This is a genomic window from Pseudomonas sp. B7(2017), assembly GCF_002112745.1.
GTDB classification, from domain to species: domain Bacteria; phylum Pseudomonadota; class Gammaproteobacteria; order Pseudomonadales; family Pseudomonadaceae; genus Aquipseudomonas; species Aquipseudomonas ekonensis.
Genome location: NZ_NEIP01000013.1, coordinates 85,525 through 99,367 on the forward strand (window position 1 = coordinate 85,525; position 13,843 = coordinate 99,367).

General features: G+C 65.1%; 16 protein-coding genes. 7 read left to right on the top strand and 9 right to left on the bottom strand.

The window, feature by feature from the left end; genetic code table 11:
* Positions 1-89 precede the first annotated feature (89 nt).
* Positions 90-449, bottom strand: a complete 360-nt coding sequence (locus CAG29_RS21330) for a DUF6124 family protein (protein WP_085639237.1) — start codon at positions 447-449, stop codon at positions 90-92.
* 535 nt (positions 450-984) lie between these two features.
* Here CAG29_RS21330 and msrA point away from each other — a divergent pair.
* A complete protein-coding gene (msrA, locus tag CAG29_RS21335) occupies positions 985-1,491 on the top strand; it encodes a peptide-methionine (S)-S-oxide reductase MsrA (RefSeq protein WP_085585650.1) in 507 nt (168 codons plus the stop codon).
* A gap of 27 nt (positions 1,492-1,518) precedes the next feature.
* On the opposite strand, the gene CAG29_RS21340 is transcribed toward msrA, so the two are convergent.
* Together CAG29_RS21340 and CAG29_RS21345 are read right to left on the bottom strand one after the other, a co-directional pair.
* Positions 1,519-2,868, bottom strand: coding sequence for an ATP-binding protein (locus CAG29_RS21340; RefSeq protein WP_085585652.1), 1,350 nt, complete (start codon positions 2,866-2,868; stop codon positions 1,519-1,521).
* Positions 2,865-3,575: a response regulator gene (locus CAG29_RS21345; protein ID WP_085656481.1), complete on the bottom strand. Its 711-nt coding sequence runs from the start codon at positions 3,573-3,575 to the stop codon at positions 2,865-2,867. Before CAG29_RS21345 ends, CAG29_RS21340 begins: the two co-directional genes overlap by 4 nt.
* A gap of 168 nt (positions 3,576-3,743) precedes the next feature.
* Here CAG29_RS21345 and CAG29_RS21350 point away from each other — a divergent pair, with 168 nt between their 5' ends.
* The 4 genes from CAG29_RS21350 to CAG29_RS21365 all read left to right on the top strand — a co-directional run bounded on the left by CAG29_RS21350 (position 3,744) and on the right by CAG29_RS21365 (position 5,886).
* On the top strand, positions 3,744-4,055 hold the full coding sequence (locus tag CAG29_RS21350) for a hypothetical protein (protein WP_085585654.1): 312 nt from the start codon (positions 3,744-3,746) through the stop codon (positions 4,053-4,055).
* Positions 4,056-4,077: 22 nt separating this feature from the next.
* The gene (locus tag CAG29_RS21355) at positions 4,078-4,746 is read left to right on the top strand and encodes a DUF3313 domain-containing protein (protein WP_085585656.1); all 669 of its coding nucleotides are present in this window, start codon (positions 4,078-4,080) and stop codon (positions 4,744-4,746) included.
* A 129-nt stretch (positions 4,747-4,875) separates the two neighbouring features.
* Complete coding sequence (locus CAG29_RS21360) at positions 4,876-5,301, top strand: hypothetical protein (protein ID WP_170930011.1); 426 nt, start codon at positions 4,876-4,878, stop codon at positions 5,299-5,301.
* A 123-nt stretch (positions 5,302-5,424) separates the two neighbouring features.
* The gene (locus CAG29_RS21365; RefSeq protein WP_085585660.1) at positions 5,425-5,886 is read left to right on the top strand and encodes a hypothetical protein; all 462 of its coding nucleotides are present in this window, start codon (positions 5,425-5,427) and stop codon (positions 5,884-5,886) included.
* A 139-nt stretch (positions 5,887-6,025) separates the two neighbouring features.
* On the opposite strand, the gene CAG29_RS21370 is transcribed toward CAG29_RS21365, so the two are convergent.
* Positions 6,026-6,322, bottom strand: coding sequence for a hypothetical protein (locus CAG29_RS21370; protein ID WP_085695105.1), 297 nt, complete (start codon positions 6,320-6,322; stop codon positions 6,026-6,028).
* 250 nt (positions 6,323-6,572) lie between these two features.
* Between CAG29_RS21370 and CAG29_RS21375 the strand changes: the two genes are divergently transcribed.
* The gene (locus CAG29_RS21375; RefSeq protein ID WP_085585781.1) at positions 6,573-6,833 is read left to right on the top strand and encodes a DUF2790 domain-containing protein; all 261 of its coding nucleotides are present in this window, start codon (positions 6,573-6,575) and stop codon (positions 6,831-6,833) included.
* Positions 6,834-6,878: 45 nt separating this feature from the next.
* On the opposite strand, the gene CAG29_RS21380 is transcribed toward CAG29_RS21375, so the two are convergent.
* The 5 genes from CAG29_RS21380 to CAG29_RS21400 form a co-directional block, all read right to left on the bottom strand.
* Positions 6,879-7,814 (bottom strand): LysR family transcriptional regulator, encoded by a 936-nt coding sequence (locus tag CAG29_RS21380; protein WP_085639207.1) that lies wholly within the window; start codon positions 7,812-7,814, stop codon positions 6,879-6,881.
* Positions 7,815-7,905: 91 nt separating this feature from the next.
* Positions 7,906-8,862, bottom strand: coding sequence for an aldo/keto reductase (locus tag CAG29_RS21385; protein WP_085632946.1), 957 nt, complete (start codon positions 8,860-8,862; stop codon positions 7,906-7,908).
* 22 nt (positions 8,863-8,884) lie between these two features.
* A complete protein-coding gene (locus CAG29_RS21390; RefSeq protein ID WP_085695106.1) occupies positions 8,885-10,330 on the bottom strand; it encodes an efflux transporter outer membrane subunit in 1,446 nt (481 codons plus the stop codon).
* A 19-nt stretch (positions 10,331-10,349) separates the two neighbouring features.
* Entirely contained in the window at positions 10,350-11,828 is a 1,479-nt protein-coding gene (locus CAG29_RS21395) for a DHA2 family efflux MFS transporter permease subunit (RefSeq protein WP_085695107.1), read from the bottom strand.
* Positions 11,828-12,964, bottom strand: a complete 1,137-nt coding sequence (locus CAG29_RS21400; RefSeq protein ID WP_085695108.1) for an HlyD family secretion protein — start codon at positions 12,962-12,964, stop codon at positions 11,828-11,830. Before CAG29_RS21400 ends, CAG29_RS21395 begins: the two co-directional genes overlap by 1 nt.
* 255 nt (positions 12,965-13,219) lie before the next feature.
* On the opposite strand from CAG29_RS21400, the gene CAG29_RS21405 reads away from it, so the two are divergent.
* A complete protein-coding gene (locus CAG29_RS21405) occupies positions 13,220-13,843 on the top strand; it encodes a TetR/AcrR family transcriptional regulator (protein WP_085585676.1) in 624 nt (207 codons plus the stop codon).

Consider the following 13,843-nt stretch of genomic DNA (forward strand, 5'->3'; position numbering starts at 1 on the left):
GGCTGTTGGCCGAAACCGTCAGTCATGACGGCCCTCGGCCAAGTTCCGCTGCGATTAAAACTCACACGCCAGCCGCTGAACCCCCAAACCTACTTCGGCTCAACGTTATCCAACGCCTGATTCACCGCGACTTCCCCCAGCATCACCAACTGCGCAATGCCGATGGCCGTCTTGCGGTGCATCGGTTCCAACACCGCGGCAAAGTTGTTGAGCATCGCGCTCGCGGAGCCGAGGGATTCGCTGGCGTTGGCCAGTAGGGATTCGGTGTCGTAGACCGGGTTGGCCAGGTACATGGGTTCGGGTTCTGGGCGGGTGCCCATGATGTTGGGTGGGGGATTGAGGTAGTGGTCGAGGGCGCGTTCGGCGGCTTCGTTGAGTTTTCGGGACTCGGGGGATTCGTAGGGGGATGCCGGGTCGGTGACTGGTGGGTTTGGTGTTGGTTTGATCATGGTTAAACTCCCTTGTGTCGTCATAAGGAGCCATCACCCCCTCGCTACCAAACGATGGGTGGCGGCCATGCACAGGTTGGTAGACCGGGACACAAGGAGACCGGCGCGCCCGAAGACGCCCTGTGCATGACCACCATAAAACCGAGACGATAGAACGCCGCGATGGTGAGCTGTGCACCTTGTGTTGATCTCGGGCTACCAAACCCGATCACCGTTTTTCGATGACCCGGAAACAGTAAAACCCGCACCCTAGACGCACAAGCCGGCGGATTCTGGCGCAGGCGTAGGCAACGGCGCAAGGCGTTGTAGCCTTGGGGAAGTAACGGCGGGTGTCTTTAAACGCTATAAGAAAAGATTAAACGCGCCGCATGTTTCGCCGGGTTGAGGGTGCTGTTTTCCAGGTGCGCGAGAGCCGTTGGGGTCAACGGGTGGAGGCTTCGATACTGACTCGAAATGGAATAGTCAGACCTGACCTTGGAATCCCCAAACCCGCCCTCATAACATCGCCTACACCCACACCCCGAGAGGACAGACCATGACCCGTCAAACCGAAACCGCCATTCTCGCCGGCGGCTGCTTCTGGGGCATGCAGGATCTGCTGCGGCGCTATCCCGGCGTGCTGCACACCCGCGTCGGCTACACCGGCGGCGAGGTACCGAACGCCACGTACCGCAATCACGGCAACCACGCCGAAGGCATCGAGATCGTCTTCGATCCTGCGGTGATCAGCTACCGCCAGATCCTCGAATTCTTCTTCCAGATCCACGACCCCACCACGCCCAACCGTCAGGGCAACGACCGGGGGCCGAGCTACCGTTCGGCGATCTATTACCTGAACGAACAGCAACGGGACATCGCCGAGGACACCGCCGCCGATGTCGATGCGTCGGGCCTGTGGCCGGGTCGGGTGGTCACCGAGATCGAACCGGCGGGGCCGTTCTGGGAGGCGGAGCCGGAGCATCAGGATTACCTGGAGCGCATTCCGAACGGTTACACCTGCCACTTCATCCGGCCGAACTGGAAGTTGCCGAAGCGGGGTTGAGTCCGCAGGGGTGGGGGGGCCGGCGGCCTAAGGCGCCGGCAACTCAACCCGCGCCACCAACCCCGTCCCCGGCCGGTTGTGCAGCGTCAGATCCCCACCTTGCTCGCGCACAATCGCCCGCGCCGACGAGAGCCCCAGCCCGACGCCGCCGGTGTCGCGGTTGCGCGAGGTCTCCAGGCGCACGAACGGGTCGAACACCCGCTCCAGCGCGTCCTCGGGGATGCCCGGGCCTTCGTCGCTGACCTCGATGCAGATCGCGTGGGGGCCGACGCTCAGGGCGATGCGCGGGCGGCGGGCGTATTTCTCGGCGTTCTCCAGCAGGTTGACGATCACCCGTTTGATGCCCAGCGGACGGCCGTCGTACACCAGGCGGGCGGGGCCGCTGAAGTCGACGTCGATGCCCTGGTCGCGGTAGTCGTCGACGATGGTTTGCAGCAGCTCCGACAGGTCGAACGCGGTCGGCGCTTCCGGGCGGGTGTCTTCGCGGAAGAACGTGAGCGCGGCGTTGATCATCGACTGCATTTCTTCGATGTCGCGCACCAGTTTGTCCTGTTGGCTGAGGTCGTCCATGAATTCGCTGCGCAGGCGCATGCGGGTCAGCGGGGCGCGCAGGTCGTGGGAGATCGCCGCGAGCATGTGGGTGCGCTCGCCGATGAAGTGCTGGATCTGCGCCTGCATGGTGTTGAAGGCGATGATCGCCTGGCGGATCTCTTCCGGGCCTTCGGCCTTGATCGGCGGCGCGTGCAGGTTGCGGCCGAAGTGCCGGGCGGCGCTGGCGAAGCGTTGCAGCGGCCGCGCCAGTTGGCGGGTGGCGACCCAGGCGACCAGCACGGTGGCGATCAGGCCGAGCAGGATGACGATGGCGATGCGGGTGTGGATCTCCAGGCCCCAGCTGCGCGCCGGCGGCGTGAACGACAGCCAGCTGCCGTCGGCCAGCCGCAGGAGGGCGACGTAGCGGCCCTCGGTGCTGCCCGCCGGCCAGTCATTGGGGTTGTAGACCTCGATCGTGCGTCCGGTGCCCAGCAAGGTCTGCAGCACGGTCTCTCGGCCTGCCGAGGCGTCGTCGTCCACGTTGATTTGGCTGCCTTCCCCCGGCAGGCCGAAGTCGGCGCGTTGGGGCTTCCAGACCACATTGAGCAGCGGGCTGCTGGCGGCGCTGGCCAGTTGCGGCCGCAGCGGGGCGGGCGCGGCGTCGATCACGCGCACGGTCATGGCGATCTGTTCCAGCAGGCCGGTGCGCTCGATGGGCGGGCGCGCCCAGATGCCCGCCACCTGGACGAACAGGGCGTTGAGGGCCAGCGAGGCGACCATGGCCGCGACGATGGTCAGCGCGATGCGCCGGCTCAGGGTGTCGCGCCGCAGCAGTCGGCGGATCATGGGCGGGTGACCTTGGCGGAGAACATGTAGCCGCCGTTGCGCACGGTGCGGATCAGGTCCGGGCGTTTGCTGTCGGGCTCGATCTTGCGCCGCAGCCGGCTGACCTGCACGTCGATGCTGCGGTCGTAGACGTCGTGGCCCTGGCCGTGGGTCATGTCGATCAGTTGTTCGCGGGTGAGGATGCGTTGCGGGTGTTCGAGGAACAGTACCAGCAGGTCGAATTCGCCGCCGGACAGCGGGATCATCACGTTGTCCGGGGAGCGCAGTTCGCGGCAGGTGATGTCCAGGCGCCAACCGGCGAAGCCGATCACCGGCCGCGTGGGCTCGCTGACCGGGTCGGGCCGTTCGCCGGTGCGTCGCTGCACCGACCGCAGCCGGGCGAGCAACTCCCGCGGGGCGAAGGGTTTGGTCACGTAGTCGTCAGCGCCCAGCTCCAGGCCGACGACCCGGTCGCTGAGCTCGCCCATGGCCGTGAGCATGATGATCGGGATGCCCAGTTGCGTGTGCACCTTCTGGCACAGGCTCAGGCCGCCTTCGCCGGGCAGCATCAGGTCGAGGATGATCGTGTCCGGCCGCTGCCGGGCAATCGCCGCCCACATGGCCTGGCCGTCGGCGGCCACGTCCACCTCGTAGCCGTGCTGGACGAAGAACTTCTTCAGCAAGGACAGGATTTCCACATCGTCGTCGACGATCAGCAGTCTGCTCACGTTCACGGGGTTCCCTGGCGGCCCAAAAGAGGTGCGACTCTAAAACCATTCGGGTGTGCGGGTCATATATTTCAATCGAGCAACATTTCTGCGGCCCGGACATCAAGCGGACATCCTGCCGCAAAACCCCTCGTGCACTCTGCTCGCCATTCCAAACGAGGGGGCTTTATGACGATTCAGAAAAGCACATGCATTGCCGTCCGCCACGCCACGCAGCGCCCGTTGGTGCTGCGCCAGCGCACCACGGTGCCCAAGCACGACAAGCCGATCCTGTTCCAGGAGTCCTGCCTGGGCTTGAGCGACGACCAGAGCCAGATCGTGCTGCGCCGCTATTTCGAGCGGTACAGCCCGTCCGGCACCGAATGGGTGGAGTACGTGCACACCCTTCCGACGGCCGACCTCATCCACTGGATCATGATTCATGGCCAGCTGCGCGTCGAAGGCTCGGAAACCATCCCGCCCGCCCAAGCCTCCGCCTGACGGACACCCAGGAATTGCACGGATGAAAAACAGATATTCGGTATCGCTGCTGTTCGTCGCCACCTTGAGCCTGTCTGCGTGCAGCAGCAAGAAGGTCGAACCGGCCACGAATGCGGGCTTTCTGCGCGACTACAGCGTTTTGAAGGAACACCGCACGCCTTCCGGACAGACCGCCCTGAGCTGGGTCAGCCCGGCCTTGAAGCGGGGCCGGTACAAGCAGGTCTACATCGCGCCGAGCCGGTTCTACCCCGACGTCGCGCCGACCGAACGCATCCCCCAGGGCACGCTGTACACCGTGACCGCCTACTACGATGCCGCGCTGCGCTATGAGCTGGGCAAAGTCGTGCAACTGTCGTCGAAACCCGGCCCGGACACCTTGACGGTCCGGCCCGCCATCACCCGCGTCGCCGCCAGCACCCAGAGCCTGCGTTATTACGAATGGCTGCCGGTGACGCTGGTGGCCGCGGGCGTCAGCACCGCCACCGGCATCCGAGACCAGGACAGCGAAATCACCACGGAAGTGTCCTTCGAGGACGGAGCGACCGGCGAGGTCGTCGCCCAGGTGATGCGCAAAGGCACCGGCATACCGCTGGACGACGACAAGCAAGTGATGACCGCGGCCAACGTCAAGTCGGTGCTGGATGGGTGGGCCAGTGATTTGCGGGAGTCTTATGTGAGGGGGTATCGGTGAACGTCGCCGGCGTCGGCGGTGTGTGACGCTGCCGGTTTCTTCAGATCCCAATCGAGTGATAGCATGTGGCCTTCATGGAGGTGAGGCCCGGCTATCGGCCGCCTCGGTCACAGTGCAGGGACACGCGATATGAAGAACAAACTGGCCATCGGCAAACGTCACGAGTTCGCCATTTGGGGTGATTTGCTGAAGGAGGGGTTCGACGTCTTTCCCTCTTTGGTCGATGACAAAGGCATCGACGGCATCGTCGGGCACAATGGCCGTTACTTCGAAGTCCAGATCAAGAGCGGCCTCAACTGGAACAATCAGCGCGGGCTGAGTCGCGCCGCGGTCAGCGCGAACCCTGACCGGATCTTCCTCATCTACAACACGACAGCACGCCAAGTCCGCTACTTCACCGGTCAGCAGATCCTGAGTGAGGATGAATGGGCGCAGTCCATCGATTGGCGCCTGTCTCAAATCAAGCTTCCACAGCGCATGCTCGATAAGTACCAGACCCATAACTGGGACGGTTTTGTCGCTTATCTGCGCGCGGATCCATCGATTCCGGCCTGAGCCGCGAGCCACACTTTTCTTGCAGGGCAATGCGGTCGCGCAGTGCCTTCTTCCTTCCGCCCCATGCGAGCCGGCCGTCAACGATGACGTTGCCGGCGTTTCTTCAATACAGGGATTTACCACGTGAAAAAAATTGCCGTACCGCTGCTTGCATCGTTTCTGGCCTTGCAGGGCTGTGCAGAGATGCCGGACTACTCGAACGCAAACGCCGGTGAAACGGTCGATGAAGCGCGCTACACGGTGCTGGAAACCGAAACCTACGCAGTAAGGCCTCAGCGCCACTTTCTGGATCTTCAGCCGGACCTGAACATCATCAGGGTCAACGACGAGAAAGTGGGGAACATCCCGTTCTCCACCTACTACTACAAGAATGACTCCCCCCAGCGTGCGGTGTTGAAGCCCGGCAAGTACACGGTCCAACTGGAGTACCACTTGCCCAGGAAGTTCTTGTTCACGAACCTTGAGTTCGAGGGCAAGCCTGGCCAGAAGATCATTGCCCGCTCCAAATACGTGGGGCTGGACCGGCTGCAGATCTGGCTGGAGGATGTCGCGACGGGTGAAGTGGTGAGCAAGGGGATGCACTGACCGGCGTTCTTGAGCCCGAGTTGAAGGCGTTGGTTCGGTGCATCAAGTTTCGGTACATACGTGACAGGCACACAGACAACAAAAAGCCCGGCTGTTGAAGCCGGGCTTTTTGTTGTGCGCGTTGATCAAACCCACGGATTCAGACTGCCCGACGTTCGGCCAGACGGTCTGCGCCCCCTTCGGCGATGGCGTCACTGAACAGCGGGTCGGTCTCGGTGGCGGCGACCGCATCACTGAACAGCGGGTCGGTCTCGGTGGCGGCGACCGCATCACTGAACAGCGGGTCGGTCTCGGTGGCGGCAACGGCGTCGCTGAACAGTGGATCGGTTTCAGTGGCGGCAACGGCATCGCTGAACAGCGGGTCGGTTTCAGTCGCGGCAAAGGCGTTCAGGGCGAAGAGCGAGAAGGCGATGCCGAGGAGGGTTTGGCGTTTCATGGTGATCTGCTCCGGTGTAGTGGTTGGGTATGGCGCCGATCCTACGCTCCGGGGCAGATAAGAGAATTTCATTGAGTTAATGGTTGTTATTGATGTGGTCAATTATTCAGTCGCTGAACGACCCATCCTGATTCACCCCGATTCCAGCAACAGTGTTTGTCCAATCCCCCGATTTTTGCCCCGCCCGCCACCCCTTAGCATCGTCCCCAATCCGTGAATGAACACGGTTCCCCCAGAGACGGTGAACATCATGAACCTCAAGAAAATGGCGTGGGTTGTGCTCCTCGGCGGTTTCGGCGCGCAGGCGTTTGCGGCCACGGCGGACGCCGAAAACCTCCCGGTGGAGACCTACAGCTCCGCGACGCAACTGGACATCGAACACGTGATTTCCATCACCGAACCCGCCAACGAGTGCGCCCCGGTGCCGGTGCGGATGACGTATGAGGACTCCCACGGCGAGCGGCATGTCCTGCAGTATCAAGTGATGGGTTCGGGCTGCTCCAACGGTTGAGCCCGGTGCACGGGATGGAGGGTCGACACTCCATGTCCGCTGCGTTCAAACGGCCTTTGCGCCGACGATGTCTTCATCCGATGCCAGCAGTTGCGGTATCGCGGTCTTGAGAAACTCCACCCAGGTCTTGATCTTCGCATCGACGAACTTGCGCGACGGGTAGATCGCGAACAGGTTCAACTCCTCCAGCCGGTAATCCGCCAGCACCCGCACCAATGTCCCCGCCCGCAGGCCGTCCACGGCCGATGCGATCGGCTGTATGCCGATGCCCATGCCTTTTCTGATCGCGATGCTCATGCCGTCGGCGGTGTTGATGTGGAAGGGCGACAGGGGAATGGTGATGGTTTGCGTGCCTTCAGGCCCTTCGAATGTCCAGTTCTCCACCGGCATCACCGTGTTGACGATGCGCAGGCACTCGTGCGCGCTGAGTTCGCCGGGGGTGGCGGGTTTGCCGTGCTTGGCCACATAGCCGGGGGCGGCGCAGAGGATGCTGTAGGTGATGCCCAGGCGTTGGGCGACGAAGCCGGAGTCGGGCAGGTCGCGGGCCAGGACGATGGACATGTCGTAGCCTTCTTCGAGCAGGTCCGGGACGCGGTTGGTCAGGGTCAGGTCGAACATCACCGTGGGGTGGATCTCGCGGTAGCGGGCGATGGCGTCGATCACGTAGTGGTTGCCGATGGCGGACATGGCGTGGATCTTCAGGCGGCCGACGGGCAGGGTCTGGGCGGTGCCGGCCTCTTCGTCGGCTTCGCGCACGTCGTCGACGATCTTTTCGCAGCGTTGCAGGTAGCGCGCGCCGGCCTCGGTGAGCGCCAGGCGCCGGGTGGTGCGGTTGATCAGGCGCGTGTGCAGGCGAGCTTCGAGAGCGGAGACGGCCTTGGAGACATTGGTCGTGGTGGTGTCCAGCAGTTCGGCGGCGGCGGTGAAGCTGCCGCTTTGGGCCACGGCGATGAAGCAGCGCATGCTTTGGAATACGTCCATCGGGGTCGTCTCGGGTGGGGTGCGGGCATTATAGGGGCGGCGCAGGCGCTTTTTGTGGTGAGGGAGCCAGCGCCCTCACCACAGGGGCAAGTCAGCGTTTGTGGGTTTGGGGGATGAAGCCCGGCACGCCGGTTTCGACCACGGAGTTGAAGCGGATCCGCGTGGCGATGTCGTCCTTGATCTCCTGCATCGCCCGCATCGGCAGAGTGTCGATGTCGATGTTCTCCTGAATGTGCCCCGGCGTCGCCGACGTGGTGAGGAACGCGGTGCCGCGCTGCACCGCCCAGGCCAGCGCGACCTGGGCCGGGGTTTTGCCGACGCGCCGGGCGATGCCGGTGAGGACCGCGTCGTCCAGCACGTTGGGCGTCATGCCGTGGCCCAGCGGGGCGAAGGCCAGGAGGATGATGCCGTGGGCCTTGCAGAAGTCGAGCATCTCCCATTCCGGCAGGTACGGGTGGGATTCGATCTGCACGACGGCGGGTTTGATCCGGGCGGCGGCGACGATCTCCTTCAGCGCCTCCAGGGTGATGTCCGACAGCCCGATGGACTTGCAGCGGCCTTCATCCACCAGGCTTTCCAGTGCCCGCCAGGTGTCGATCAGGCGCACCTCGCCATCGTAGATAACGTGGCCGAACACATCGCGCGGATCCTGGTCGTCGCCGGCCTTGAAGGCGAACGGCGTGTGGATCAGGTAGCAATCGATGTAATCGGTGCCCAGCCGCTGGCAACTGGCCTCGAAGGCTGGTTTGACCCGCTCGGGGCGGTGATTGGTGTTCCACAGTTTGGTGGTGATGAACACGTCTTCGCGGCGTATGGTGCCGGCGGCGAACGTCTGCCGGAAGGCCTCGCCGATCTGCGCTTCGTTGCGGTAGCGCTCGGCGCAGTCGAAGTGGCGAAAGCCGGTTTCCAGCGCGCATTTGACCGCGTCGGTGGTGGTGCTCAGGTCGCGGAACAGGGTGCCGAACCCCACGGCGGGCATCGCGCCTGCGCCGTTGTTGAGCGGCAGGCGGGTGTCGCGCAGGGTGTCGTGGAAGGCTTCGTAGGTCATGGCGTTTCTCCGGGAGCGGGCGTTAAAGGGTGGTCGGGGCCGGGCGGCTGGCGAGGCGTTGGTTGTGGGCGCCGACGGCGTTGCCGCCGAGGGCCACGTACAGGCGCACGGCGTCGAGGTAGCGCGAGGTCTTCACCTGGATCTGCCCCAGCAGCGCCTGCTGATAGGCGCGTTCGGCCTCCAGCACTTGCAGCAGGCTGTTTTCGCCTTGGGCGAAGGCCTGCCGGTTGAGGCGCAGGCTGGTGTCGGCGGCGCGCAGGGCGTCGCTTTGGGCCTGGTCCTGTTCGGCGCTGTGGTTGATCGATTGCAGGGTGTCCGCCACTTGGCCGAAGGACTGGATCACCGTCTGCTGATAGCGGGCGAGGGCGGCGTTGTAGCCCTCGACGGCGCCTTGGCGTTCCGCCTCCAGGGTGCCGCCGTTGAAGATCGGCGCGGTCAGCCCGGCGGCGAAGCCCCACAGCGCGGCGCCGCCGTTGCCCGACGCGGCCTGGGCCAGCGAGGCCGACAGTTCGACGTGCGGATAGAGGTTGGCCGTCGCCACGCCCACCGCGGCGCTGGCGATGTGCAGCTCGGATTCGGCTTGCAGGATGTCCGGGCGGGTGCGGGCCGTCTCCGACGGCAGGCTGACCGGGATGTTCGACGGCAGGGCGAACTCGTCGAGGGTGAAGTCCGGCGCGATCCAGTCCGCCGGGCCTTTGCCGGCCAGCACCGACAGCGCATGCCGCGCCGCGTCCCGTTGCTGGGCCAGGGGCGGCAGCAGGGTGCGGTCCTGGGCCAGGCGGGTTTCGGCCAGCGACACGTCGATCCGGGTGCTGACGCCGCTCTGCTGCGCCTTGCGCACCAGGTCGAGGTTCTTCGCGTCGTTGGCCAGCAGGGTCTGCACCGCGCCGATCTGCGCGTTGGCCGAGGCCAGCAGCAAGGCCTGGCTGGCGACGTCGCCGGTCAGGGTGAGGTACGCGGCTTCGTAGCGGTGCCTTTGCAGGTCGGTCGCGGCTTGCTGCGCCTCGACCTGGCGCTTGTTGCCGCCGAACACGTCCAGGTCGAACGCGACCCGCGGACCGATGGCGTAAAAGTTCGACACGCTGGGCTGCGGGCCGTTGTGGGTGCGCTGGCGTCCGGCGGTGGCGGCGAAGTCCACCTGCGGGTACAGCGCGCCCTCGGCGGCGGCCACCGACGAGGCGGCCTGGCGCAGGGTGGCGTCGGCGGCCGCCAGTTCGAGGTTGCCGTCGATGGCGCGGCGCATCACTTGATCGAGCTTGGGCGAGCGCAGCGCCGCCCACCAGTCGCCGTCGAGGCGCTTGCCCATGTCGAAGCGCTGCTCGGCCTGCGGATCGTAATGCTGCGAGGTGGTGGTGGCGGGCCGCTGGAAGTCGGGCCCGACGGTGCAGGCCGACAGCGACACCAGCAGGGCCAGTGCGCTGAAGGCGGTCGGGATCGCAGACGGGGTGAAGCGTGCAGAAGTGTTCATAGTCCAGACTCCACGAAAATCAGTTGGCCGAAACGGGCTTGCGCAGGAACAGCACCAGCGGGCTCACCACCAGCATCGCCACCAGCAGGATCTTGAATTGGCCCATCACGGCGATGAACGCCGCCTGGTGGGTGACCAGGTGATTGAGGCCTTCGAGCGCCGGCAGCGAGGTCGGCAGGGCCGTGCGGTAGGGCGTCAGTTGGCTGACCAGCGCCGAATGCACCGCCTGGGTGTTGTTGAAGAAAAAGATCTGCACCACCGCCACCCCCAGGGTGCTGCCGTAGACGCGAATCAGGTTGAACAGGCCGGTGGCCTCGGGGCGCAGCTTCGGTTCGAGCGTGCTGAAGGCGACCTTGCTCAGGGCCGGCATCAGGATCCCCAGGCCGACGCCCTGGATGAACCCGCTCACCGCCACGGGCGTCCAGTCCATCAGCGGCGAATAGCCGAGCATGAGCCAGTTGGCGTAGCTCACCAGGGCAATGCCTGCGGCGATCAGCCAACGGGCGTCGACCCAGGCCGGCGCACGGATCGCCAGCAGGAACGCGCCGACCAGGCCGATGCCGCGCGGCACGGTCAGCAGGCCCGTGGTGTCCGGCGGGTAGCCGAGGATCTCGTCGAGCATCGGCGAGGTCAGGGCCATGGTCGACAGCAGCACGAAGCCGAAGGCGAAGAAGATCGCCATCGACAGCAGGAAGTTGCGGTCGGCGAACAGGGCCTTGTTGAAAAAATGCGCCTTGGCGGTCAGCACGTGCACGGCGAACAGGTAGAACCCAAGGGCGCAGGCCAGCGCCTCGGTCCAGATTTCCGGCGAATCGAACCAATCCAGCCGTTCGCCGCGGTCCAGGAGCATCTGCAGGCCGATCATGCCGAGGGTGAAGGCGCCGTAGCCGAAGAAGTCGAACGAGGGGCGCTGTTCGGCTTTCTTCTGCGCCAGCAACAGAGTGACCGCCAGAAAGATGTACGCCACCAGCGGCAGGCTGAGGTAGAACATCGGTCGCCAGTCGAAGTGCTCGCAGATCCAGCCGCCCAGGCTCGGCCCGCTGACGATGCCGAGCAGCACCAGCGCCGTCCATTTCGGCCCGAAGGCGGGGCGGCGTTCGGCGGGCAGCGTCTCCAGGGCGATACCCATCGACAACGGCGCCAGCACCCCGGCGGCGAGGCCTTGCAGGATGCGCGCGGCAATGAACGCCAGCGGCGTTTCGGCCAGGGTGGCGAGCCACAGGCCGAGGGCGAACGCGACCAGCGCCGTTTGATAGACGCGCTTGAGCCCGAAGCGCCCGGCCAGCCACTGCGCCACCGGCGTGGTGACGGCGCTGGCGGCCAGGTAAGCGGTGAAGATCCAGCCGGCCTGGTCGTCGGTCATCGACACGCTGCCCTGGATCAGGCGCAGCGCGGCGTTGGGCAACGGCAGGTTGGCCGATTGCAGGTAGGTCGCGAGCAGGGCGACGTACCGCAGCGCCCGCGCATCGGCCGTCGTGGACGCGGTGGCGGCGTTCATCACGCGTTACCTGCGCTGAGCAGCGATTTGAACGGATACCACCACGGCGTGCGGTGCCCGGTGTCGACGGTGACCGTGGCGCTGGTGCCGGAGAACAGCGGCAGGGCCGGGTCGACGTCGTCCAGTTCCAGACGCACCGGAATCCGCTGCACCACCTTCACCCAGTTGCCGGTGGCGTTCTCCGGCGGCAGCAGGGCGAAGTCGGCGCCGGCGCCGGGGCTCATGCTGATGACATGGGCCTGGAATTCGCGGTCCGGGTAGGTATCGAGGGTGATGGTGGCGCGCTGACCGGGCCGCATGTGGGTCAGCTGCGTCTCGCGGAAGTTGGCTTCGACCCAGACCTCCCGGTCGGAGATCAGCGCCAACGCCGCTGCACCGTTATTGACGTAGTTGCCCACCTGCAAGTCGTCGACCTTGGCGACGATGCCGTCCTCGGGCGCGGTGACCGTCGCGTAGGACAGGTACAGCTGCGCTTCGTCGAGCTGGGCCCGGGCCTCGCGCACGGTCGGGTGGCTGTCGGGGGCGATGTCCGGATTGCCGTTGAGGGCGATGACGGTGCTGGCGATCTGTTGCTCGATGGAGGCGATGCGCTGGCGCGACACCTTCAAGTCAGTCTCGGCGCGCTCGTACAGGGCCCGGGAGACGAACTCGGTGGCGATCAGGGCCTTCTTGCGGGCGAACTCCTTTTGGTCGAAGTCCGCCGACTCCTTGGCCGATTGCAGTTGCGCCTGCTGTTCGCGGTAGCTGGCCTTGAGGCCGTCGATGCGCAGGCGGGCGTTGCTGAGTTGGGCTTCGGCTCGGTCGACGGCGATCTGCAAGGGTTTGGGGTCGATGCGAAACAGTACCTGGCCCTTGCGCACGGACTGGTTGTCGTCGACGGCGATCTCGATGACCTGCCCGGACACCCGTGCATTGATCGATGCCTTGGGCACGCGGGCGTAGGCGTTGTCGGTGGACACGAACGGTTCGCCAGCCCGGTAGTGGCTGTAGCCGACCACGGCGAAGAGGGCGGGCAGGCCGGCCATCAGCCACGGTCGCAGCTTCTGCTTGAGGGGCTTTCTCGGCGGCGCGTCGTTCAGGCGCGGGCCTGGGTGTTCGTGGGCCGGTGCGGCGGTGAGGTCCAGTTGCTGTGTCATGATCGATACACCCTTGTCCGGGACATCGGGCCGACCGGTGCGCATTCGCCCGCGGCCCTGACGTGATTGGTTGCTGTGAGTCATCAAGTCCATGGGCGGCGGGAGGATCGCTCCACCGCTGTTTCGTCGTCGCTGCACCCGGTCCGAGCGCTGTTACAACAAACCCTGCCAACCAAGGAATTTCTGGTTCCTTGTTTTTGTGCGATGGTGTAAGAATATGAGCGAGAAATCTTTCCCGCAAGGAATTTATACGAGATGGCACAAAATAAACCGACAACAGGAAAAGGCCGCGGCCGCCCGCGTGCCTACGATCCGCAAACGGCGTTGCAACAGGCCCTGGGCGTGTTCTGGAACACCGGCTATTCCGCCGCCTCGCTGGACAGCATCGCCAGCGCCGCCGGCATGAACCGCCCGAGCCTGTACGCCGCGTTCGGCGACAAGCACGCGCTGTACATCAAGGCGCTCGACCAGTATTGGGACACGGCGCACGCCGCCATGCAGGCGGCGCTGAACGACGCCAGCCTGACCCTGGAACAGGCGCTGACGCGGTTCTACGAAGGGCAGTTGTCGATCTACTTTTCCGGCGACGGCGCGCCGCGAGGCTGCTTCGCCATCGGGACGGCGACCACCGAGGCGGTGGAGGATCCGGAGATCCGCGAGGTGCTGTCGCGGCGCCTCAGCCAGCTGGATGCGGACCTGGAGCAGCGCCTGCGCCGGGCCGTCGAGTCCGGCGAGCTGAAGGCTGGCGTGGATGCGGCGGCGTTGGCCCTGCTCGCGTCGTCGCTGCTGCACAGCATTTCGATCCGGGCGCGGGCGGGCAAGTCCCGTCAGGAACTGACCGAACAGGCCAAAAGCGCCGTGCGGGTAATCTGTGGGTGA

What these genes read in the sequence shown, in the direction of transcription:
- CAG29_RS21360 (WP_170930011.1), top strand. Translation starts at nt 4,876, where the DNA reads ATGAAGAACAAACTGGCCATCGGCAAACGTCACGAGTTCGCCATTTGG.
- CAG29_RS21385 (WP_085632946.1), bottom strand. Translation starts at nt 8,862, where the DNA reads ATGACCTACGAAGCCTTCCACGACACCCTGCGCGACACCCGCCTGCCG.
- CAG29_RS21355 (WP_085585656.1), top strand. Translation starts at nt 4,078, where the DNA reads ATGAAAAACAGATATTCGGTATCGCTGCTGTTCGTCGCCACCTTGAGC.
- CAG29_RS21340 (WP_085585652.1), bottom strand. Translation starts at nt 2,868, where the DNA reads ATGATCCGCCGACTGCTGCGGCGCGACACCCTGAGCCGGCGCATCGCG.
- CAG29_RS21370 (WP_085695105.1), bottom strand. Translation starts at nt 6,322, where the DNA reads ATGAAACGCCAAACCCTCCTCGGCATCGCCTTCTCGCTCTTCGCCCTG.
- CAG29_RS21395 (WP_085695107.1), bottom strand. Translation starts at nt 11,828, where the DNA reads ATGAACGCCGCCACCGCGTCCACGACGGCCGATGCGCGGGCGCTGCGG.
- CAG29_RS21375 (WP_085585781.1), top strand. Translation starts at nt 6,573, where the DNA reads ATGAACCTCAAGAAAATGGCGTGGGTTGTGCTCCTCGGCGGTTTCGGC.
- msrA (WP_085585650.1), top strand. Translation starts at nt 985, where the DNA reads ATGACCCGTCAAACCGAAACCGCCATTCTCGCCGGCGGCTGCTTCTGG.
- CAG29_RS21380 (WP_085639207.1), bottom strand. Translation starts at nt 7,814, where the DNA reads ATGGACGTATTCCAAAGCATGCGCTGCTTCATCGCCGTGGCCCAAAGC.
- CAG29_RS21405 (WP_085585676.1), top strand. Translation starts at nt 13,220, where the DNA reads ATGGCACAAAATAAACCGACAACAGGAAAAGGCCGCGGCCGCCCGCGT.
- CAG29_RS21400 (WP_085695108.1), bottom strand. Translation starts at nt 12,964, where the DNA reads ATGACACAGCAACTGGACCTCACCGCCGCACCGGCCCACGAACACCCA.
- CAG29_RS21390 (WP_085695106.1), bottom strand. Translation starts at nt 10,330, where the DNA reads ATGAACACTTCTGCACGCTTCACCCCGTCTGCGATCCCGACCGCCTTC.
- CAG29_RS21350 (WP_085585654.1), top strand. Translation starts at nt 3,744, where the DNA reads ATGACGATTCAGAAAAGCACATGCATTGCCGTCCGCCACGCCACGCAG.
- CAG29_RS21330 (WP_085639237.1), bottom strand. Translation starts at nt 449, where the DNA reads ATGATCAAACCAACACCAAACCCACCAGTCACCGACCCGGCATCCCCC.